General features: G+C 54.2%; 20 protein-coding genes. 2 read left to right on the top strand and 18 right to left on the bottom strand.

Features of this window, described 5'->3' with window-relative positions; all coding sequences use genetic code 11:
• Window positions 1-159: 159 nt before the first annotated feature.
• From AC27KL_RS08220 to AC27KL_RS08195, 6 genes are all read right to left on the bottom strand, one after another.
• Window positions 160-411, bottom strand: coding sequence for a DUF3243 domain-containing protein (locus AC27KL_RS08220; RefSeq protein WP_036707022.1), 252 nt, complete (start codon window positions 409-411; stop codon window positions 160-162).
• Between the two features lie 110 nt (window positions 412-521).
• The gene (ymfI, locus tag AC27KL_RS08215) at window positions 522-1295 is read right to left on the bottom strand and encodes an elongation factor P 5-aminopentanone reductase (protein WP_487169387.1); all 774 of its coding nucleotides are present in this window, start codon (window positions 1293-1295) and stop codon (window positions 522-524) included.
• Entirely contained in the window at window positions 1295-2575 is a 1281-nt protein-coding gene (gene yfmH, locus AC27KL_RS08210; RefSeq protein ID WP_487169386.1) for an EF-P 5-aminopentanol modification-associated protein YfmH, read from the bottom strand. The genes ymfI and yfmH overlap by 1 nt, the downstream gene beginning before the upstream one ends.
• Before the next feature lie 3 nt (window positions 2576-2578).
• The gene (yfmF, locus tag AC27KL_RS08205) at window positions 2579-3859 is read right to left on the bottom strand and encodes an EF-P 5-aminopentanol modification-associated protein YfmF (RefSeq protein WP_487169385.1); all 1281 of its coding nucleotides are present in this window, start codon (window positions 3857-3859) and stop codon (window positions 2579-2581) included.
• Window positions 3860-3992: 133 nt separating this feature from the next.
• A complete protein-coding gene (gene sleB / locus AC27KL_RS08200) occupies window positions 3993-4808 on the bottom strand; it encodes a spore cortex-lytic enzyme (protein ID WP_339321285.1) in 816 nt (271 codons plus the stop codon).
• Window positions 4809-5027: 219 nt separating this feature from the next.
• Window positions 5028-5402, bottom strand: a complete 375-nt coding sequence (locus AC27KL_RS08195) for a winged helix-turn-helix transcriptional regulator (protein WP_339321286.1) — start codon at window positions 5400-5402, stop codon at window positions 5028-5030.
• A 133-nt stretch (window positions 5403-5535) separates the two neighbouring features.
• Here AC27KL_RS08195 and AC27KL_RS08190 point away from each other — a divergent pair, with 133 nt between their 5' ends.
• Both AC27KL_RS08190 and AC27KL_RS08185 read left to right on the top strand, forming a co-directional pair.
• Window positions 5536-6801 carry an MFS transporter gene (locus AC27KL_RS08190; RefSeq protein WP_487169384.1) on the top strand — a complete coding sequence of 422 codons (1266 nt, stop codon included), beginning with the start codon at window positions 5536-5538 and terminating at the stop codon, window positions 6799-6801.
• Window positions 6764-7606 (top strand): aldo/keto reductase, encoded by an 843-nt coding sequence (locus AC27KL_RS08185; protein ID WP_487169383.1) that lies wholly within the window; start codon window positions 6764-6766, stop codon window positions 7604-7606. Before AC27KL_RS08190 ends, AC27KL_RS08185 begins: the two co-directional genes overlap by 38 nt.
• 106 nt (window positions 7607-7712) lie before the next feature.
• On the opposite strand, the gene AC27KL_RS08180 is transcribed toward AC27KL_RS08185, so the two are convergent.
• The 12 genes from AC27KL_RS08180 to AC27KL_RS08125 form a co-directional block, all read right to left on the bottom strand.
• Window positions 7713-10367 carry an FtsK/SpoIIIE family DNA translocase gene (locus AC27KL_RS08180; RefSeq protein WP_487169382.1) on the bottom strand — a complete coding sequence of 885 codons (2655 nt, stop codon included), beginning with the start codon at window positions 10365-10367 and terminating at the stop codon, window positions 7713-7715.
• A gap of 77 nt (window positions 10368-10444) precedes the next feature.
• Complete coding sequence (locus AC27KL_RS08175; RefSeq protein ID WP_036707005.1) at window positions 10445-10663, bottom strand: YlzJ-like family protein; 219 nt, start codon at window positions 10661-10663, stop codon at window positions 10445-10447.
• The gene (locus tag AC27KL_RS08170) at window positions 10660-11415 is read right to left on the bottom strand and encodes a ClpP family protease (RefSeq protein WP_445164692.1); all 756 of its coding nucleotides are present in this window, start codon (window positions 11413-11415) and stop codon (window positions 10660-10662) included. The genes AC27KL_RS08175 and AC27KL_RS08170 overlap by 4 nt, the downstream gene beginning before the upstream one ends.
• A gap of 172 nt (window positions 11416-11587) precedes the next feature.
• Window positions 11588-12016: a CBS domain-containing protein gene (locus tag AC27KL_RS08165; RefSeq protein WP_339321291.1), complete on the bottom strand. Its 429-nt coding sequence runs from the start codon at window positions 12014-12016 to the stop codon at window positions 11588-11590.
• Between the two features lie 281 nt (window positions 12017-12297).
• Entirely contained in the window at window positions 12298-13977 is a 1680-nt protein-coding gene (locus AC27KL_RS08160) for a ribonuclease J (RefSeq protein WP_212948975.1), read from the bottom strand.
• Between the two features lie 235 nt (window positions 13978-14212).
• Window positions 14213-15100, bottom strand: coding sequence for a 4-hydroxy-tetrahydrodipicolinate synthase (gene dapA / locus AC27KL_RS08155; RefSeq protein WP_036707000.1), 888 nt, complete (start codon window positions 15098-15100; stop codon window positions 14213-14215).
• Window positions 15101-15253: 153 nt separating this feature from the next.
• A complete protein-coding gene (gene dapG / locus AC27KL_RS08150; protein ID WP_487169381.1) occupies window positions 15254-16471 on the bottom strand; it encodes an aspartate kinase in 1218 nt (405 codons plus the stop codon).
• 440 nt (window positions 16472-16911) lie between these two features.
• Complete coding sequence (locus tag AC27KL_RS08145; RefSeq protein WP_036706994.1) at window positions 16912-17508, bottom strand: dipicolinate synthase subunit B; 597 nt, start codon at window positions 17506-17508, stop codon at window positions 16912-16914.
• The gene (gene dpsA, locus AC27KL_RS08140) at window positions 17505-18404 is read right to left on the bottom strand and encodes a dipicolinate synthase subunit DpsA (RefSeq protein WP_339321294.1); all 900 of its coding nucleotides are present in this window, start codon (window positions 18402-18404) and stop codon (window positions 17505-17507) included. Before dpsA ends, AC27KL_RS08145 begins: the two co-directional genes overlap by 4 nt.
• Before the next feature lie 220 nt (window positions 18405-18624).
• Entirely contained in the window at window positions 18625-19077 is a 453-nt protein-coding gene (dut, locus tag AC27KL_RS08135) for a dUTP diphosphatase (RefSeq protein WP_212948966.1), read from the bottom strand.
• Window positions 19046-20275 carry a M16 family metallopeptidase gene (locus tag AC27KL_RS08130; RefSeq protein ID WP_373316216.1) on the bottom strand — a complete coding sequence of 410 codons (1230 nt, stop codon included), beginning with the start codon at window positions 20273-20275 and terminating at the stop codon, window positions 19046-19048. Before AC27KL_RS08130 ends, dut begins: the two co-directional genes overlap by 32 nt.
• A 116-nt stretch (window positions 20276-20391) precedes the next feature.
• Window positions 20392-21378, bottom strand: a complete 987-nt coding sequence (locus AC27KL_RS08125) for a polysaccharide deacetylase family protein (RefSeq protein ID WP_487169380.1) — start codon at window positions 21376-21378, stop codon at window positions 20392-20394.
• Between the last annotated feature and the right edge of the window lie 75 nt (window positions 21379-21453).

Here is a 21453-nt window from a genome sequence, read left to right as displayed (position 1 = left end):
TCCATGCCGTAATGTCGGGTCACGTTAATGATATATAAAATGCTTGTGAAAAACAAGTTCAATACTGTAACCATTAGAGAAAAAGCCCCCTTACGGGGGCTTCTCGGTGGCAAGGATTCAGATGAGCGATGGTTTGCGTCAAAGCACCCTTCAAACCGATCAGACGTTTTTCTTCGCCAGTTTGATCATCAAGCGCGCAATCGTGCGCCGTTCCTCTTTGTTGCCGACTTCCCATAACTCTTTAAGAGCGCGGTTCGAAGAGTTTTGGGGATCGACTTTCGCATCCAGAAAATCACCGATTTCATACGCAAGGTTGGCGATCGTTTCTTCGCTCATTCCCATCTTTTCGGCTTGGATGACGCGTTCGCCCAGAAACTTTTTCCAGGTATCAAAATTTTTGATTACGGTCATTGATAAGTCCTCCCTTAGCTATGGCGCATGAGATTTAAAATCAACAGTTGTAATATAACCTCAAGAACCATTGCCTATGCAGGGAAGGACGCCATTGGCCATTAACAGCTTCAGGTAATCCAGCCCCCGTTGGGACTGATCACTTGGCCGTTGATATAACCGGATTCCGGCAGCGCCAGGAAATAGACAAGGGACGAAATTTCATCCGGGGTGGCCAGTCGTCCTGCCGGAATTTCCTCCTCGAGCATCCGCTTCTCTTCCGGGTCCAAATGCCCCAGCATCTCCGTGTTCACCGCGCCGGGCGCGACGGCGTTGACGGTCACTCCCGAAGGCGCAAGCTCTTTGGCCAATGCCTTGGTAAACGCGTTGATGCCTCCTTTGGTCGTGGAATACAGCACTTCACAGGAGGCCCCGGAAATGCCCCATACCGAAGACATGTTGATGATCCGCCCGTAACGCTGCGAAACCATGTGCGGCATAAACGCCTGCGTGCACAAAAACAATCCTTTCAAATTGACGGCCATGACTTCATCCCACTGCTCCTCCGTCACGTCCGCAAGCATGCCGTAATGCGAAATGCCGGCGTTGTTGATCAAAATGTCGGGCATCAGCCCGTGGCTTTCCAGCTTATCCTTCATGCGCGAGATCTGGCCATTGTCCCTGAGGTCCGCCGAAACCGTCAACACTTTGGCGCCGTGCTGCATGCAGCGGCGGGCAACGTCATTGGCCGCTTCATGCGAAGCGCCGTAATGGATGACGACGTTCATCCCCACCTGCGCAAACCGTTCGGCGATGGCCGCTCCGATCCCTCGGCTTGCGCCCGTGACCAGCACCGTCGTGTCGCCGAGCGCTTTGGCCAAGCTCTCCTCTCCCCGACTTTCCATTAAGGATTCACCACGATCGATACCGCCATCTGATTCCAATCCACGTGTTCCTTCAGGCGGTCGTTGACTTCCTGCAGCGTAATGGACTCATACACTTGGACGACGGAGAAAAAATCGCTGCCGCGGAACTGGTAGCGGGTAAATTCATGGGCGATGTTTTCCGGCGAATTGAGCATGCGGAGATATCCGCCGATTTTCTTTTTGCGGGCCCGTTCGAAATCCGATTCCTTAAACCCGTTTTTCAGCACGTTGTCCACTTCCTCGCGGACTCTCGCCAGCAATTTGTCCGGATCCGGCGTGTCTCCGCCGACCGCGGAAAATGCATACTGAGGCGAGCTGTTGTACTCATGCGAAAAGCTGTCCGAAATGAGCTCCTCGTCATACAGCTTTTGATAAAGCTCCGTGCTTGTGCCAAACAGCAAATCGAGCATCAGCTTCGTCGTCAAATCGCGGCGGAGCAGCTCGCCTCCGGTAAAGCCGACCGTCTTTTCCTTGAAGCCGAACAGGCATTTCGGCATGGATACCGCCAGTTTGGCGACGCGGCGTTTTTCCGCGACCTCCACGTTTTCCGGCTCGAAAATGCGTTCGATTTTCCCCTGCGGTTTGTAATCCTTAGCCGCCTGATTGGCACGAACCAGCTCAAACACTTCCTCCGGATCAACGCCGCCCACGACGAACAGCAGCATGTTGCTTGGATGATAAAAAGCATTGTAGCACGTATAAAGCGTTTCTTTCGTAATGGTGCTGATCGATTCCACCGTGCCGGCGATGTCGATATGGACCGGATGGATCTGATACATCGCTTCGATCAGGCCGAAATAGACGCGCCAGTCCGCGTTATCGAGGTACATGTTGATCTCTTGGCCGATGATGCCCTTTTCCTTCTCCACGTTTTGGTCCGTAAAATAAGGATGCTGCACGAAATTGATCAGCGTCTCGAGATTCGTCTTGACGTTTTCGGTGGCGGAAAAAAGATATACCGTCTGGTCAAAGCTTGTGAACGCGTTGGCGGATGCCCCGTTGGAAGCGAAGGTGGCAAAAATGTCCCCCTCCGGCTCCTCGAACATTTTATGCTCCAGGAAGTGGGCGATGCCGTCGGGCACGGAAACCTCTTCCTGTCCTTCCACGCGGAAATGGTTGTCGACCGAGCCGTATTTGGTCGCAAACGTGGCGTATGTTTTTTGGAATCCGGGTTTGGGCAGCACGTAAACGTGAAGCCCGTTGTCCATCACTTCCTTGTACAGCGTCTCCTGCAAGTTGTCGAACTGAAGTTTTTCCACCGTTTATTCCTCCTTCTGGCCCTTCAGGAAATAGATCGTATCCAGCTCAAAGGTTTCAGCGGCCGCCTTGACGTCTTCGATCCCGATCGCTTCCACCTGCTGCAGCAGCTCGGCGCGCGACCGGTCCTTGCCGGAAAATTGGCGGTTGAAATCGTAGGCGATCATCTCGAAGGCGGAATCGTCGATCTCCAGCAGAAGGTTGCGGATCATCGCTTTGGTTTGGGACATTTCCAATTCGGTGATTTTGCCTGCGCGCATATCTTCCAGCTGCATTTTAATGATCTCCAGCGCCTTTTCGTAATTTTGAATCTCGATGCCGGACTGGATGGTTCCGATGCCTTTGTGCCCGTCATAACGGGAGGACGCATAATACGCCAGGCTCTCTTTTTCCCGGACGTTCATAAACAGCTTGGAGTGCGGGTACCCGCCCAAAATCCCGTTGTACATTAGCGCGGCGGCGTATTGGTCGTCGGCGTATGTAACGGACGTGCGGAGCCCCATGTTCAGTTTGCCTTGGCTGACTTCCATTTTCTCGACGACCGTGCGGACTTCGTCGGCTTTGCGGACCGACTTCTCCTGTTTATAGGACGCCTCGGCCGCAGCGCTCAAATCGAAATGTTTGCCGATCAGCTTTTCGACTTCTTCAAGCGACGTGTCTCCCACGACGTACAGATCCAAGCTGGCGTGATCCAGCCATTGGCGGTACGCATCGTAAAGGCTTTGCGGCGTAATGCCTTCCAAATCCTTGCGTTGTCCGAGCGGATGGAGACGGTAAGGCTCGTTCCGGCACATTTCTTCGATACAGCGTTCCGACGCGTACCGGATTTTGTCGTTGACGATCGCTTCCATCTTTTTCCGCACGTTTTCTTTCTCGGCCTGCACGTAGCTGCTGCGGAAACGCCCTTCTTCCAGCACGGGGCGCGTCACCACTTCCCCCAGAAAAGCGAAGGAGGATTCCAGCAGGCTTTCCTGGCTTTTCACGAACGAATCGTTGATCGTGTCCATGCGGAACTGGACGATCTGATAATTTCCTCTTTTATATACGTCAAAACCGAAACCGGCACCGTACATTTGCTCCAGCTGTTCGCGGATTTGCCGCGTTTCCGGGTAGGAAGCGGTTCCCCGTCTCAGCACGAACGGAGTCAAGGCCGTTCCCGTTACCGTCTCCTCCGCAAGCGGGATTCCCGCGTAAAGCGAGATGGCGAACGTTTTAAAGCGTTTCGACGGCAAAACGTGAATCCGCATTCTGCCTGCGTTTCCATGTTGGAATGCTGTTTTATTCAAGGTCCAAAACTCCTTTAGCCATGAATTTGTCTGTCGATACGAATATGAATATGTTCCATTCTATACCATCCCAAAGTGAAGAAGCAACCGAAGACAAACCCTCCGGTTGCTGTTTTCTGGGCGGCAAAACGGCCTACATGCAGAAGATATGTTGTCCGATGGTTTTAACCTGCGGACGGGACCAGATCCACTTCGAGGTCGCTGTCTTCGGGTTGAAATAATACAGGCATCCCCCCGTCGGATCCCATCCGTTCAAGGCCTGCTGGACGGCTTTGCGCGCCACTTCGTTCGGCGTGAGCCAAATTTGTCCGTCGGCTACCGCCGTAAACGCGCCGGGCTGGAAGATGACGCCGTGCACGGTATTCGGGAAGCTCGGAGACTTCACGCGGTTCAAAATGACCGCCGCGACCGCCACTTGCCCTTCGAAAGGTTCGCCGCGGGATTCGCCGTACACCGCGTTGGCCATGATCTTCAGGTCGTTTTCGGACAATCCCATCGTGTTGGCGGAAGCGAGAGGTTCGGATTTGTTGGCGCCGGTGTCGTTTGCGGGCGCTTGGCTCTTACCGGCAGCGGATTCGGACGGTCTCCAATCTTTCGTCGCATTGTACAGCTTCAGCTTCGTTTTGGCGCCGACCGTGCCGTCGACCTCCATGCCGAATTCGGATTGGAACCATTTGACGGATTTTAACGTCGCCCAGCCGAACTGGCCGTCGATGTTGCCGTTATAGAAACCGAGAAATTTCAAGCGTCCCTGCAGTTCGTAAATATCCTGGCCGGAGGATCCGTATTTCAGCACCGTCGTTCCGAACGTAGGTACCGCCTCTTCGGAAACGGGTTTAGTTTTATCGGATGCGGCCCGGTCCCCCATCAGAGGCTGCGCCCCGGCAATAACCGCCGCTGACAAAAGAACCAGAAGTCCTGACATGATCCACAATTTCTTTTTTTTCATTTCGCAGCTCTACCTTTCTCTTGTGAGTTTGACTAGGATGGCTACGGTTATTATGACAAGAGCCACCATGAACTATGCACATTACAAAAGAAAGGATGTAAACCGTCAGGGCATTTACGTTCAAGCCGTTCCAACGCAAAAAAGCGGCCGGCAATACATTGGAATGTACTGCGGCCGCCAATCGGTTTTTCTTAAGGCCATTCGCGATTGCTTTTTTGGTTACGTGACGGGTTCCCCGGGTCTGTTCAAAACGTTATCCTCAAGAACCAGAAATTTGTCGCCGTATTCGCGAATAATATGCTGTTCCCCCCAAGAACATAGGGAATCCAATATGTTTTTCAAGCTCCAGCCGTATTCGGTGAGCTCGTATTCGACTTTTGGCGGGACCTGATTATATACGATGCGGTTCACGATCCCGTCCTCCTCCAGTTCCCGGAGCTGTTGAGTCAGCATTTTTTGGGTGATGCCCGGCATGAGCCTGCGCAAATCGCTCGTACGCTTCTTGCCGTAGGTCAAATGGCATAAAATGACGCATTTCCATTTCCCCCCGATGACCTCAAGCGTTGCTTCCACGGAAATGTTGTATTTTTTCATAAGGTCCTCCCTCCGTTTCGTCATGGGAACTTTTTAGTACCTATAGCACTTTGAAGTACGTACTGTTCAAAAGATCACTGCCGATTCATAATAGCATATACCGGCCGGGATGACTAGAACAGGAGTGAAAAGAATGCCGCAAGAAAACAAAAAAAGCATATTTGCGCTTCTGGCTTTAGCCATCAGCGCATTTGCCATCGGAACGACTGAATTCATCAGCGTAGGCCTGCTGCCCTTGATTGCGGAGGATCTGCATATTTCGCTTACGCTGACCGGTTTGACCGTAACGTTGTATGCCCTCGGAGTCACCTTCGGCGCGCCGGTGCTGACTTCGATGACCATAAAGATGTCGCGCAAAAAGCTTTTGATCGGTATCATGCTCGTGTTTATCGCGGGCAACAGCATGGCCGCATTGGCTAACGGAATCGTCATGCTGCTGGCGGGGCGGATCATCTCCGCGTTTGCCCATGGCGTGTTCATGTCCATCGGCACGACGATCGCCGCCGACATCGTTCCGGAAAATCGCCGCGCCAGCGCGATTGCCATCCTTTTTTCCGGCTTGACCATCGCCACCGTTACCGGCGTGCCGCTCGGGACGTTTCTCGGGCAGCAGCTGGGATGGCGGGCCGCGTTCATCTCCATCGCCGCGGTCGGCTTGGTCGCGTTGCTCGCTAACCTCGCGCTGGTCCCTTCGCATCTTCGGAAGGGCGTCAAAACGCCGGTTCGCGAGCAGCTTAAGCTGTTTGCCAACGGAAGATTGCTGCTGGCTTTTCTGATTACGGCCCTGGGATACGGGGGGACTTTTGCGGTCTTCACTTATTTATCCCCTCTGCTTCACCAAATAACAGGGTTCGCGGAATCCACGACGGCGCTCATTCTGCTGGTGTACGGCATCGCCATCGCCATCGGCAACATGGTCGGCGGGAAAGCGGCCAACCGCAAGCCGTTGTCGGCGCTGCTTGTCATGTTTATTCTGCAGGCTGCGGTTCTGCTGCTACTTACCTTTACGGCGCCGTTCAAAATCGCGGCTTTGATCACCGTCTTCCTGATGGGCCTGCTTGCATTCATGAACGTACCCGGCTTGCAGTCGTATGTGCTGACGCTTGCCGAACGGTATGTGCCGAAAGCGGTGGACGTCGCCTCGGCGATCAATATCGCCGCGTTTAACGCCGGAATCGCGCTTGGCGCATATTTGGGCGGACGGGTAATGGATTCGATCGGCCTTGTCCATACGGGCTGGGTCGGTGCCGTGATGGTTGCGGCCGCCGTTATTCTTACCGGATGGAGTTATATTTTGCAAAGAAAAGAAACAAGCGTTTCAACGCACAATAAAGAAAGATCAACTCGAGGAGGAACACAGGATGACAGCACATCTGCAAAGCACGACAAAGCTTGCTAACGGAGTAGACATGCCTTGGCTTGGCCTCGGCGTTTTTAAAGTGGAGGAAGGCGCGGATCTGATCGCGGCCGTAAAAGCCGCCATCAAACACGGATACCGCAGCATCGACACGGCGGCCATTTACGGGAACGAAAGCGGCGTCGGCCAAGCCATCCGCGAAGCGCTGAAAGAAAACGGCCTTGCCAGAGAAGAACTGTTCGTAACCTCCAAGGTATGGAACCAGGACCAAGGGTACGACGAAACGTTGGCAGCCTTTGACGCAAGCTTGTCCAAACTCGGACTGGACGTGCTTGACCTGTACCTTATTCACTGGCCGGTTGCAGGCAAGTATAAAGACACGTGGAGAGCCCTGGAAAAGCTGTATAAGGACGGGCGCGTCCGGGCGATCGGCGTCAGCAACTTCCATGTTCACCACCTGCAGGATCTTCTGTCCGCCGCAGAAATCAAGCCGATGGTCGACCAGGTGGAATTCCATCCTTACCTGGCCCAAAACGAGCTGTTGGCCTTTACGAAAGAGCAGGGCATCCAGCTCGAAGCCTGGTCGCCGCTAATGCAGGGCGAACTGTTAAACCAGCCTGTGCTTCAAGAGATTGCAGCGAAGCATAACAAATCCGTCTCACAAACGATTTTGCGCTGGGACCTGCAAAAAGGCGTCGTAACGATTCCGAAATCGATCAAGGAGCATCGCATCATCGAAAATGCTTCGATTTTCGACTTTGAGCTTTCGCCTGAGGATATGGAAAAAATCGACGCCCTGAACCAAAACCGACGGGTCGGCCCGGATCCGGACAACTTCGATTTTTAAGCCCCAAAAGGAATTATGGGTCGTACTGTATAAAAAGAAAAAACGTGCTGCCGCGGTATGAAACCGCAGCGGCACGTTTTTTGTTTACGGAAGACTCGCCGGCTCTTTATGAGCTGATCCGGTTTTGCTGCTGATACTGCTCAAGCGACACGAGGACCTCGCGTGGTTTGCTTCCTTCATAAGGGCCGATAATGCCCCGGGATTCCATGGAATCGATCAAGCGGGCCGCACGCGTATACCCGACCCTCATTCTGCGCTGCAGCAGCGATACCGAAGCCTGCTTGGCCTCCAGCACGATCTGCACCGCCTGGTCGTACAGCTCGTCCAGCTCTTCGTACGCTTCGGGCTGCGACTCATCCACTTCGGGGACGATCGATTCGTCGTATTGGGCTTCGCCTTGCTCGCGCACGTAATTGACGATCGTTTCCACTTCCTGGTCGGTCATAAAAGCGCCTTGGACGCGAATCGGTTTCGAAGACCCCATCGGCATGAACAGCATATCGCCCCGGCCGAGCAGCTTTTCCGCCCCGGCCATGTCGAGGATCGTCCGCGAATCCACCTGGGAAGAAACGCCGAAGGCAATCCGCGAAGGAATGTTGGCCTTGATGACCCCAGTGATGACGTCCACCGAAGGCCGCTGGGTGGCGATGATCAGGTGGATGCCGGCGGCGCGAGCCATTTGCGCAAGCCTTGTGATCGCTTCTTCGACGTCATGCGCCGCCACCATCATAAGGTCCGCGAGCTCGTCCACGATGACCACGATGTAAGGAAGCACGGCTGGCAGGTTGTCTTTCATCAGATTGTTGTAACCTTCGATGTTCCGGGTGCCGGATTTGGAAAACAGCTCATACCGTTTCTCCATTTCGACGACGATTTTTTTCAGGGCGAGCGAAGCCCGCTTCGGATCCGTCACCACCGGAGCCATCAAATGCGGGATGCCGTTATATACGTTCAGTTCGACCATCTTCGGATCGACCATCAGGAATTTGACCTCATCCGGTTTGGCTTTATACAAAATGCTCGTAATAATGCCGTTGATGCAGACCGATTTCCCCGAGCCGGTCGCGCCCGCGACCAGCAAATGGGGCATTTTCGCAAGATTGCCGACAATCGTCTGCCCGGAAATGTCCCTGCCGAACGCAATGGACAGCTTGGATTGGGCGTCCTGGAACACCGGCGTTTCCATGACTTCCCGCATCGTGACAAGAGATACCTCGTTATTCGGCACCTCGATGCCGATGGCCGATTTGCCCGGAATCGGCGCTTCCATCCGAATGTCCTTTGCCGCCAGCGCCAACGCGATATCATCGGTCAGGCTGACGATCCGGCTGACCTTGACGCCGATATCCGGCTGAATTTCGTAACGCGTCACCGCCGGGCCGCGCACGACCTCAAGCACCTTGGCCCGAACGCCGAAGCTCTCGAGCGTCGCCTCCAGCTTGCGGGCCGTTTGCATATAGTCGTTCTGGTCCCCGGCTTTGCCGCCGTTATGCGGTTTGGCCAACAAACGGAACGGCGGAAGCTTGTACGGCTTCGGCGGCGGGGCGGGTGGTTTCGTCTCAAGAGGTTCTGCCGCCTCTTCACCGGCCGGCCCTTGACCATGTTCCTCTGGGGCTTCCCCGCTCGTTTCAGGGGCGGATGGGATCGGCTGCAGGGCTTCATGTCCGCTTTCGCCCGAAACGGCTTGTACGCCGCCGTCCGGCACGGGTTCATGTTCCTCCCAATCCTCCTCCTCCAAGCTCCCTTCGGATTTCACCTGCTCGAAGAAGTCGCGAATGATGGGCGATGACGTTTCCGCTTCTCCGCGATTCCACGGTTCAGGATCCGCATCGATTCCGCCATACTCCGGCACATCATCGTAAATCGGCTTTGCCGCGCGGCTGGAATGCCTGCCTACAGGCTCCAATATGTCGCCTCCGTCCAGATCGTCGTCCGGTTCCGGAGCCGCCCCTCCTGCAGGAGGTTTGCCGATTTTGTTGCCAAAAAGCTGGAAAAATACCGGCGCGGACCGCTTCGCCTTCGGCTCGACGAAATCGTCGAGATCGTCCTCCTCATCCTCATCCGGCAGCGGGGCATGTCCCCGTTTTCGCGACGGTTTGGCGGAAGACGCGACGGCTTGCGGTTTTTGTGCCGCTATCCGTTTTTGCACGTTGCTTCCCGCTTGAACCATTCGTTTGCGCAAGATCCGCATCAGGTCGACGTACGACAGGTTCGTGATCAGCATGAAGCTGATAATGAACATGACGATGAGCATCAGCTTCGTTCCCGTATTGCCGAACAGCCAAAACAAAACGGCGTATTGGAGCGCACCGGCGTACCCTCCGCTAATATCCTTGTTCAGCATGGAACGTTCTTTGGAGCCTGCGGACGACAACAGCGAGCCGTCCAAATCATTATGTATTTGGGTAATGATATGTCCGGCGCTCAGGCCGGGAACATGGGACAGCTTCTTCTCGAGCGAGGCGACGCTGCTCATGAGCGTGAGCGCCAGCACAAGCAAAACGATCCCGCTTTTGCGGGTGCTCCACCGGTTGGGCCATTTTCGCTGAATCATGACGCTGAGACCCACATAAATGCCGATTAAAGGAATGACGAAATAAAACCGTCCAAGCACAAGGCCGAACATTTTAGATAAAGACCACCCTACCGCTGCTTCGCCGGACAGGGCAATGACGGATAGGGTGATCAATATGATGCCGTATATTTCGTATTTCAGAACATTGGTCAGCAAGGCCTTCTTCTTTTTTCTCCGTTTAGCCAAGAAATGTCACCCCCGGAACCCCATTATACCATATAATCCCGGTGGGCACCTATGTTCTGTTTTTCGCAAATTTCGCTTTATGTCGCCGGGACATAACGGATAATCTGTCCGGGGGAATATGACGGATTCAAATAGGAATCCAGCGGCCCGTCCAACAACCGGACGATTTGCACCTGGTTATGATCCAGCGGCTTGACTTCCATCAAAATCCCTTTAAACCGCACTTCCGTCGTCGTCGTTTCTTCCCCTTGTTTTTCCCAAACGGCTTCCAGCGGCATGACGGTATGGAGCGTCATTGCGTGATCCCCTCCGTTTCGCCGGCTCGCTTGCGTTCGTCGATCAACTGGTTCAGCTTCATGATCGCCTGCCCGATGCCGCCAACCTCGTCCATCAAACCGTATTTCACCGCATCGATCCCGCCGACCGGCGTCCCGACGTCCCGGTTCAGCTCGCCGGTGCGGAACATGAGCTCCTTGAACTGCGATTCCGTGATCCGCGAATGGGACGTAACGAACCGAACGACGCGCTCCTGCATTTTTTCCATGTATTCGAACGTTTGCGGGACGCCGATGACCAGTCCGTTCAAGCGGATCGGGTGAATCGTCATCGTCGCGCTTTCGGCGATGATCGAATACGTGGATGATACGGCGATCGGAACGCCGATGCTGTGTCCTCCGCCGACGACGACCGTCACCGTCGGTTTGGTCAGCGAGGCGATCATTTCGGCAATGGCCAGCCCGGCTTCGACGTCGCCGCCGACCGTATTCAAAATAATGAGGAGCCCGTCGATGTTTTTGTTTTGCTCGGCCGCGACGAGCGTAGGGATGATATGCTCGTATTTCGTCGTTTTATTTTGCGGCGGCAAAACCATATGTCCCTCGATCTGACCGACGATGGTCAAACAAAATATGTTGGATTCGTTTGCGGTAGGTACATTCATCTGGCCAAGCTGCTGCACGGCCTCAATCGCTGCTTTCGTTGGGTTTTCCGGCTGCTGCTCCGGCGCGGCCGGTTCCTCCATACGGTAATGACCTGTTTCATTCGCCATGTTTTTATTCCCCATCCTTTCACGTCAAAGGTGCGTTCATTCTGTTTAGTATGGCGGGCCGAACCCGGGTATTATTCCTTTTTGCCCCTGAAAAATAAAACGGACGCCTAGCTCCCGTTCCGCCAAGCGTCAAAAAAGCACCCGCCGGAACGGGTGCTTTCTCCCTGGAACCTTAATGAAGCTGCTGCTGTTCGGAAATTTCGCTGAGCGCTTCTCCCGCTTCATTGATATGAATGTTGATGGTAGCCAGGTCGCCGATGGCGCAAATGCCGACGATCTCCCCGTTTTCGACGACCGGGATGCGGCGGATTTGGTGATCGGCCATCATGCGTGCGCATTCATGGGCGTCGGTATCGGGAGAACAGGTCACGACGTCTTTCGTCATGCACTCGTGGCAGTGTACGCTGTCCGGATCTTTGCCTGCGGCCACGCATTTCAGCACGATGTCGCGGTCGGTGATCATGCCTACGATTTTTTTGCCTTCGCATACCGGAAGCGAACCGCAATTGATATCGCGCATCATTTTTGCGGCGGCAGTTGCCGTATCATGCGGGGCGCATGTCTGAACATCCGTTGTCATACATTCGCGAACTAAAGTCATTGTTATTGATCCTCCTCATGGGAAATTCCCCCGTATTGTTCCCCATCTGGAATCCCGGTTATTCAAAAGACGAAGCAAAAAAGCGCAGCTTCCGGTTGATCGGAAAACTGCGCTTTGATTATCGGTGTTTTTCCTATGGCATGCAGGAGAAGCCTCGTCCATAACTTAGCCTGCATATGAGGAAAACAGATGAGTGAATGTGGCCAATATGGGGTCAAGTGACGAACACGGTAAAAGATAGTGCTGGTATATCAAGCATTTGCCACTTCATGTTTGCAACATTACACTTCCATAATGATCGGTAAGATCATAGGTCTGCGGCGGGTTTGTTCGTACAGGAACCGTCCCAGCGCATCCTTGACTCCCGTTTTGAGGGAAGCCCACTCGTTCACATTCTCGCTCATCAGCTTCTGCAGCGTGCTCGAGACGATCCGGTTCGCTTCGTCAAGCAAGCCTTCGGATTCGCGTACATACACGAAACCTCTGGAAATAATGTCCGGTCCGGACATGATCGTGCCGTCCTGTTTGCTGAGCGTAACGACAACGACCAGAATGCCGTCCTGGGAAAGCAGCTTGCGGTCCCGCAGGACGATGTTGCCTACGTCGCCGACGCCCAGTCCGTCGATGAGCACGTTGCCGGCCGTGACTTTACCGGCTTTGCGCGCCATGCCGTTCTGAATTTCCACCACTTCACCGATATCGGTGATAAAGATGTTGTCGGGATCGACTCCCACCGATTCCGCCAGGAGCGCATGCTTGCGCTGCATTCTGTACTCCCCGTGGATCGGAAGGAAAAATTTCGGTTTCATCAGGTTCAGCATCAGCTTCAGTTCTTCCTGGCTGCCGTGTCCGGAAACGTGAACGCCGGAATTCGAGCCGCTGTAAATGACCTCGGCGCCTAAACGGAAGAGTTCGTCGATCGTCCGGCCGACGTATTTCTCGTTGCCGGGAACCGGCGTTGCAGCGATGATAACGGTATCACCCGGCAAAATATCGACCTTGCGATGGGTAGAACGGGCCATGCGGGTCAGCGCCGACATCGGTTCGCCTTGGCTGCCCGTGCACAATACGACGACGCGGTCGGCGGCCATCTTGTTCACTTCTTCCGGTTCGATCAGCATGCCGTCCGGCATGTGGAGATAGCCGAGCTCGGCGGCGATCGACACGACGTTGACCATGCTTCGTCCGATCACCGTAATTTTGCGGCCCGTCGATTCCGCGGCGTTGACGACCTGCTGGATCCGGTGAACGTTGGATGCAAACGTGGCGATCACGACGCGTTGGGACGCTTTACGGAAAATATCCTCAAGCACGAGGCCGACGTTTTTCTCCGATGGCGTAAAGCCCGGTTTTTCGGCATTGGTGCTGTCGGACAGCAGCGCGAGTACGCCTTCTTCGCCAATGGCAGCCATCCGCTGCAGGTTGGCATACTGGCCGTTTACCGGCGTATGGTCGAATTTAAAGTCGCCCGTATGAACGACATTGCCCTCCGGCGTCGCGATGCAAATGCCGACGGAATCCGGAATGCTGTGGTTCGTTCTGAAGAACGTCGCTTTCAGCGTTGAGCCGAGCTGCACCACCGAATCCTCATGGATCAAAATCCGTTTCGTTTCGCCGAGCAGATTGGCTTCCTTCAGCTTGTTCTCAACAAGTCCAAGCGTCAGCTTCGTTCCGTATACCGGAACATTCAAATGTTTGAGGACGTAAGGCAAACCGCCGATGTGATCCTCGTGTCCGTGAGTGAGCAAAATGCCTCTCACTTTGTCGCGGTTTTCCGTCAAGTAGCTGATATCGGGGATGACGATATCGATGCCCAGCATGTCCTCTTCGGGAAATTTCAAGCCTGCATCAACAACAACGATATCATTCGCGTATTGAATGACATACATGTTTTTCCCGATTTCACCGACGCCGCCCAATGCAAATATCGTCAATTTATCGTTATTATTTTTTTTAGACAAATGAATCTAAACCTCCTATGGTGTTGGACGTCGTACCATTTTATAGTATTTTAATTTCAAAAATATACCGCACCCAGTCACTTGACCTCATTATACATGATAAAAAACGCAAAACACAAGTCACCCTCCACGTAAGTGTTAACGTTCCCCAAAAATAAAGCCTCTATTTGCACAAAAAACAGCGCCCGAACGGGCGCTGTCATCGTTTTTTTCGTATTGTTGACGTCGATAAAAATCAAGCCTGCAAAGAAGCTACAAGATCGCGGAGAAACGCGGCTTCGGATTCGCTGGGGTCGACGAGCGGCAAACGTACGCCGCCAACGGGACGGCCGAGCAGATTCAGGGCATATTTCAATGCAGAAGGATTCGGCACCGGATGCGGGCATTCGAAAAGCCCCTTGAAAACAGGGAACAACTTCTGATGCAGCTTCGCCGCTTCGGCTGCCTCTCCGTTCAAATACGCTTGAATCATGTCCTTCATGGACGCGCCGATCAAATGGCTGGCCACGCTCACAATCCCGTAAGCGCCAACCGCGATGGCCGGCAGCGTCACGGAATCGTCGCCCGAATAAACCTTGAAATGTTCGGGGGCGGCCGAGGCGATGAGCGTCACCTGCTCAAGAGAGGCGCATTCTTTCGTGCCGACGACGTTAGGAATCTGGGCGAGGCGGAGGGTCGTCTCGACCGAAAGGCTCGTTACGGTTCGTCCCGGCACATTGTAAAGAATGACCGGCAGGCTCGTGCCGCGAGCGATGGCCTCGAAATGGCGGTACAACCCTTCCTGGTTCGGCTTGTTGTAATAAGGCACGACCAGCAGCGCCGCGTCAACGCCCAATTTTTCGGCCTTCCGGGTCAGCTGGACGGAATGCTCCGTATTGTTGCTGCCCGTCCCGGCGATGATTTTGCAGCGCCCTTTGGCATGCTCCACCGCGAAAGCAAACAGCTCCAGCTTCTCTTCATCGCTTAACGTCGGGGACTCGCCCGTCGTGCCGCAGATGACGAGGGAATCCGATTTTTGCTCTTCGATCAAATATTCAATCATGTTTGACGTTTCCGACCAGTTGATGTTTCCCTGCTCGTCAAACGGCGTGATCATGGCCGTTATCAATCTTCCGAAATCCACTTGTATAACCTCCTCAAACGATGGAACGCGCTCTTGCAAGCCGTTTTTTATGAGATTTCCAATGAATATGCAGGCTAGGCGGCTCTGCGGTATGGAAGATCCGTTGATCAAAACGTTTCTCCCTTAACCGCTAGGCCGCTTCTTAAGTAAAAGTTATCTATGAAGTTCGAATTTGGTATGAAGAGCACGCAATGCCTGCACCATGTCTTCTTTTTTCACGAGCACCCAGATGGTCGTGTTCGAATCGGCCGATTGCAGGATTTGAATGTTCTGTTCGCTTAACGATTCGACGATTTTGGCCATGATTCCCGGAACACCGTTGATTCCCCCGCCGATAACCGAAACTTTGGCACAGCCGGACAACGCCTTGGGCTCGAATCCAAGCTCCCGGAGAACCGTCAACGCCCGATCCGAATCGAAGTCAAACACCGTATAGACCGCCCCGGTTGGGGTAACATTAATAAAGTCCACGCTGATGGAATTTTCCGCCATCGCTTTAAATACCTGAAGCTGAAGATTATGGCCTCCGCCTTCGCAATCGACCGTAATTTGCGTCACGTTGCTTACATAGGCGATCCCGGTCACGTAACGGTCCATAAAGCCCAGCTGAACGTCCTTGAAACCCTCCGGCTGGGTCACCAGCGTCCCTTCATCCTCGGAAAACGTAGACCGCACCCGAACGGGGATATGGGCCTGCATGGCGATTTCAACGGCCCGGGGGTGAATCACTTTGGCGCCGTACTGCGCCATGTTGCAAATTTCAGCGTAGCTTACGACGGGGAGCGGTTTGGCGTCTTCGACGATTCTCGGGTCCGCAGTCAAAATGCCGTTGACGTCCGTATAGATGTCAACGATTTCCGCATGAAGCGCAGCGCCGAGAGCCGTAGCCGAAGTATCGCTTCCGCCTCTCCCCAGGGTCGTAAAGTCGCCGGACTCCGCCTGTCCCTGAAAACCGGTCACGATAACCACCTGATGCGTCTCCAGCTCGGAAATCACCCGTTCCGGACGCACGTCCTTGATCCGGGCATTGCCGAATTGATCGTCCGTGACGAATCCGGCCTGCGCCCCCGTCAGCACGGTTGCACGAATGCCTTCGGACTCGAGCAGGCTGCAAAGCGTAGCCGCGGAGATGATTTCACCGCAGCACAGCAGTAAATCCCTTTCGCGCGCAGGCAGCGCATCGCCATTCTGGGCAACCCAGTCAAGGAGCGTGTCCGTAGCGTAAGGCTCACCTCGGCGTCCCATTGCGGACACAACGACAACGAGCTGGTATCCAGCATTCAGCTCGCGTTTGACGTGGCCAATGACAAGCTCTCTTGCCTGCGGCGTCGACAGCGACGTACCGCCAAATTTTTGTACTAAAATACTCATTTCCATTCCTCCATACGACTAAGAACGCGCGGAACGTTTGGCTGCAGCAATCTCGTCTTTCGGACAGCACTGTTTAGAGTCGCACCCTCACGGAATTATCGTTGCATCGATTGGAGGTTTTGTTGCCCGCGACAAGATCACGGCGCAAACGCCCTGCAAAAACGTCCGGCTTCCTGCGGCATGGGTCGCAGGCGGATAAGGGCAGGAAGCGGGGCGGCTGCGCGCCAAATTCCCGTCGCTTCCTCCAAAATTACGCGTCTTCAAGTTCATAGTCTCTCTTAAGTTCGACAATTACAGATTTAATGTGACCGCAAACGACAGGAATGCGGGCACAAGCGGCCGTTGCATGGACGAATCCTTTCGGACGGATTCAGCGCCCCGGATCGCCATGCGGCAGCCTTCGAAATAAAATGGTGAAGCCATACGGGATGTTCGGCGGTTTAGGCCGAGAACACCCGTTGAAGGATCATGGGCTGAAGCTGTTTTCCTTCCAGCGCTGCGTAGCAGGCTTCGGGAATCAAATCCATCTGGGCCACAAGCGAATTCGGCTTCTGAAAAGGATTATCCTGGCCAAACGGAACAAAATAAATGTTTTTCGTAATTAAAAGCTTGGCGATGTTGGACGCATTCAGTCCAAGCCCGTCATTGGTCGAAATCGCGAGCACAAGCGGTCGCTGGTTCCTCATCTGGGCCTTGGCGGCCATAAGCACCGGACTGTCCGTCATCGCGTTTGCCAGCTTGCTCGTCGTGTTTCCGGTGCAAGGGGCGATGACCAGCACATCCAGCAATTTGGACGGCCCCAGCGGCTCCGCTTCGACAATCGTCGTAATGATGTCATTGCCCGTAATGTCTTTTAATTGCTGAAGCCAATTTTGAGCCGTTCCGAAACGTGTATCCGTTACCTGCACCGAACCCGACGCGATCGGCACCACGTTCGCGCCGGCTTCCACGAACCGCTTCACCTGCGGCATGATTTCCTCAAGCGTGCAGTGTGATCCCGTAACTGCATAACCTACCGTTTTACCCTGCCAATTCATTGTCCATCCCCCCGAGTCTTGAACTCATCCGAAATCAACTGTACCAACGTGTTCGCGATAATCGAACCAGCCGTTTTGGGAGCCACGATTCCAGGGAGCCCGGGGGCAAGCAGCGCCTTGATCCCCCGCTTCTCCGCATACCGGAAATCGCATCCTCCGGGAGCGGAAGCAAGGTCAACAATGACGGCGCTTTGGGGCATTCTAGACAGGATTTGTGCTGTGACTATCATAGTCGGAATCGTATTAAAAATCAAGTCGATGTTGCGCACGTGATCCGCCAAATCCCTTGTCAGAAAAGGCTCCCAGCCCATCACCTCCGCCCGGGCGACGTCCTTTTCGCTGCGGACTCCCACTTTTACTTTCGCTCCCAGACCCTGCAGGCTTTTCGCCATCGTAAACCCGGTCCTGCCCAGTCCAAGCACCATGCAGTTCGATCCATGTATCGTAAAATCCGTATTCTGAATAGCCATCACCAGAGCGCCTTCGGATGTCGGAATGGAATTGCTGATCGCGACCTCATCCCGGTCCAGCAGCTCGATCAACTTGATCTCGTGATGAGCGCACAAGCTTCGCAGATAAGGTTTGGCCATGCCGGTGTATACTTTGCACCCTCTGCGGAGCGCGGCCATATGCTCATCCTGCAGCTTTAGCGACTCGTTCGAGAACTGCGTATGGATGATGCCGTTGTCATCACAGCCCACGACAGGAAGGACCAGCACATCCGCAGCAGCGAGCAGCTCAGCCGTCAGATGATCCCTGGTCACTCCCTGGAGTTTTTCCTTCAGATTGTCAAAACCGACGACGCTGACGGTGGCATCCATCTCCGAACATTTGCGGATCACCTCGATCTGCCGCGCATCCCCGCCTAGGAATACGATTTGGACTCCTGTCAGCATAAGGATGTCACTCCTTTCAAAAAACACTGTTATGGAACATCTTATGCCGCAGCCTATCATTCGGTGAGAACGCGGAGGAAATAACCCCGAAACCCGGGGCGGTTGCAGTGCTTTGGCCTTTTGGTCAGCGGTTTTCGGAGGGACCCGAAAAACGGGATTGAACGCAAAAAAAATCCGCCGTCACTTCGCTTTCGGCGAACATGCGGCGGATCTTGGTTTGTTATTTGCCCGTGTGGCCGAATCCTCCGGCACCGCGAACGGTCTCGGACAAACGTTCCACTTGTTCGAGACGGATCGGCGGAACCTCCTGGAATACCATTTGGGCGATCCGTTCGTTCCGGGCGATTTCAAAAGGCTCCTGTCCCAAGTTAATGAGCAGCACCTTCACTTCCCCGCGGTAATCCGCGTCGATCGTTCCCGGCGTATTGAGGCAAGTGATGCCGTGTTTCAAGGCGAGTCCGCTGCGCGGACGGATTTGGGCTTCCAGCCCTTCCGGCATCGCTAAGGCAAATCCTGTCGGAATCAGCTTGCGCTCCCCCGGATGGAGTACGACAGGTTCCTCGACAGCGGCATGCAGGTCGTAACCTGAAGCGCCCGAGGACATTTTTTCCGGAAGTTTCACGTCGTCATGTCCCGGAAGCTTATGAATTTGAACGTAATGCAACCAAATCATCCCTTCTTAATCCAGCGATAGCTTTGTCCGATGCTCCGACCATGGCCAGCGCAAAAGGCACGCCGAACATTCTGTCCAGCACGTCGTCGATATCCTTCATGCCGACATGCTCTATTTTATCAATCATTTCGTCCAGGGAATAGTGCTTGCCGAGCATCAATTCGTTTTTGCCGAGACGGTTCATCCGGCTGCCCGTTCCCTCCAGGCTCAAAATCAGGCTGCCCTTCAGCTGTTCCTTGCCTTTCCGGAGCTCGTCTTCCGTAATGCCGTTTTGCGCAACGTCCGCAAGCACCTCTTTGGTCAGATCAAGCACGTCCTTGGTCTGTTTCGGCGCGGTGCCCGCATATACCGTAAACAAGCCGCTGTCCTCATTGGAGCTGTGGTAAGAATAAACGGAATAAGCAAGCCCCCGCTTTTCGCGGATTTCCTGGAACAGCCTCGAGCTCATGCCCCCGCCGATCGTATTGTTCAGCAAAATCATCGCGTACTGCAGCGGGTCATGGATCGAACATCCCGGCAGTGACAGGCAGATGTGGTTCTGCTCGGTTTTCTTTTTATGGAACAAAACATCGCTGTGGAACCCCGGCGACGCAATTTCCTTCACCCGGCGTTTGTTCCCGAAATGGCCGAAATGGCGCTCCAGCAGCTCCACGACTCCGTCATCGATGTTGCCGGCCACGCTGATGACCGTATTTTCGACCGTGTAATGCTCCTCCATGTACGCCCGCAGCTCCGCCGGTCCCATCGGGTCAAGCTGCTGCTTCGTGCCCAAAATCGGATAAGCCAGCGGATGTTCCCCGTAAACGGCTTTTGCCATCAGATCATGCACCAGATCATCCGGCGTATCTTCGTACATCGAAATTTCCTCAAGAATGACGTTTTTCTCCTTGGCCAGTTCGCCTTCATCCAACACGGACCGGAAAAACATGTCCGAAAGGACGTCCACGGCGATCGGCAAATGCTCATCCAGCACTTTGGCGTAATAACATGTATACTCCTTCGACGTAAACGCGTTAACGTTGCCGCCGATGGCATCGAATTGCTCCGCTATGTCTTTGGCGTCGAAACGCTCCGTCCCTTTAAAGAGCATATGCTCGATAAAATGCGATACGCCGTTATTATCGGGTGTTTCATGACGCGAACCCGTTTTTACCCAGATCCCAAAAGAAACCGACCGACAGGTCGGGATTTTCTCCATGACTACTCTGAGGCCGTTGGTAAGCTTTATTTTTTTCACGCGGCTAGGCCCTCCTAAAATAATATCAATCACTGCCTTCAACGCATCCCCTATCCTACCAAAAAACGACGCCCCGCTCAACCGCTTTGCGGAACAATGCGTTCGGGCGAAAGCGTCTGGCTCACCGTTCCCGGGATCAGCCCCTTGGCTTTAATGCCCCGGATCATCCCCCGAAGCGCCTTGGATGACGAAGACGTCGGATGCATCAAAATAAGGGAACCTGCCTCCGCTTTCTTCGATATTTTGCTTACGACCGATTCCGGGGAAGGATTCCTCCAGTCGACCGTATCGAGCGTCCATAGGACGGTTTTCAGGCCGAGGCCTGCGGCGATACGCACCGTTTGCTGATTAAAATCCCCCGACGGCGGGGCAAACCATTTATTGTCGACGCCCAGGGTTTCCTTCAGGAGCTTTTGCGTTTTGCTGATCTCCAACGTGGCCCGGTATTCGCTCAACTGGCTCATGTTCGGATGGGTGTACGCATGGTTTTCAAGCTCGTGTCCGCGTTTTTGGATTTCCTTGGCCAGCTCGGGATTTTTTTTCAGCCAGCTTCCATCAAAAAAGAAGGTAGCCTTTACCTTCTCCTCGTCTAAAATATCCAGCATCGGCACGATAAATTCATTCCCCCAAGCCACATTGATCATCAGCGCGACCATCGGCTTGTTCGGATTTCCCCGGTAAATCGGCTCCGCCCCCAAATCATCCAGGCTGACCTTCGGAGGGATTTGGCGATACACGTATGTAAACGGCTTGGACGTCCCCGCCGCTTTTGCCTGCTTATAGGTTGCATCCACATCGATTTCTAATCCATTATAACCGGGAATCGCCTTCCATACACGGTCCACAACCGCGTCGACGGGCTGGATCCTCGTCTGCTCCCGCTTTTCCAGAAGCTCTTTGTAGAGCGGATCCTGCGCCTGATCTACCGCCGGGGCCCCCGTTGCACGAACCTCCGCCGCCTGATGCCTGGCTTCCCTGATATAATCGCCGACGACGCCGGTCTGCGCGACCCCTACGACGACGGCAAAACAGGCCATCAATACCGCGCCCTTTCTTCCATTCATACCCCCGCTCATCTCCCTTACCCGCTTTGTCCCATCATATGAGCAAGTCCAGCCGATTATGAATGGAGGAAAAGA

The organism is Paenibacillus sp. YAE3 (assembly GCF_057546105.1).
Note: the sequence above shows the minus strand (reverse complement) of the source record. Positions and strands in the feature narration are given on the sequence as shown.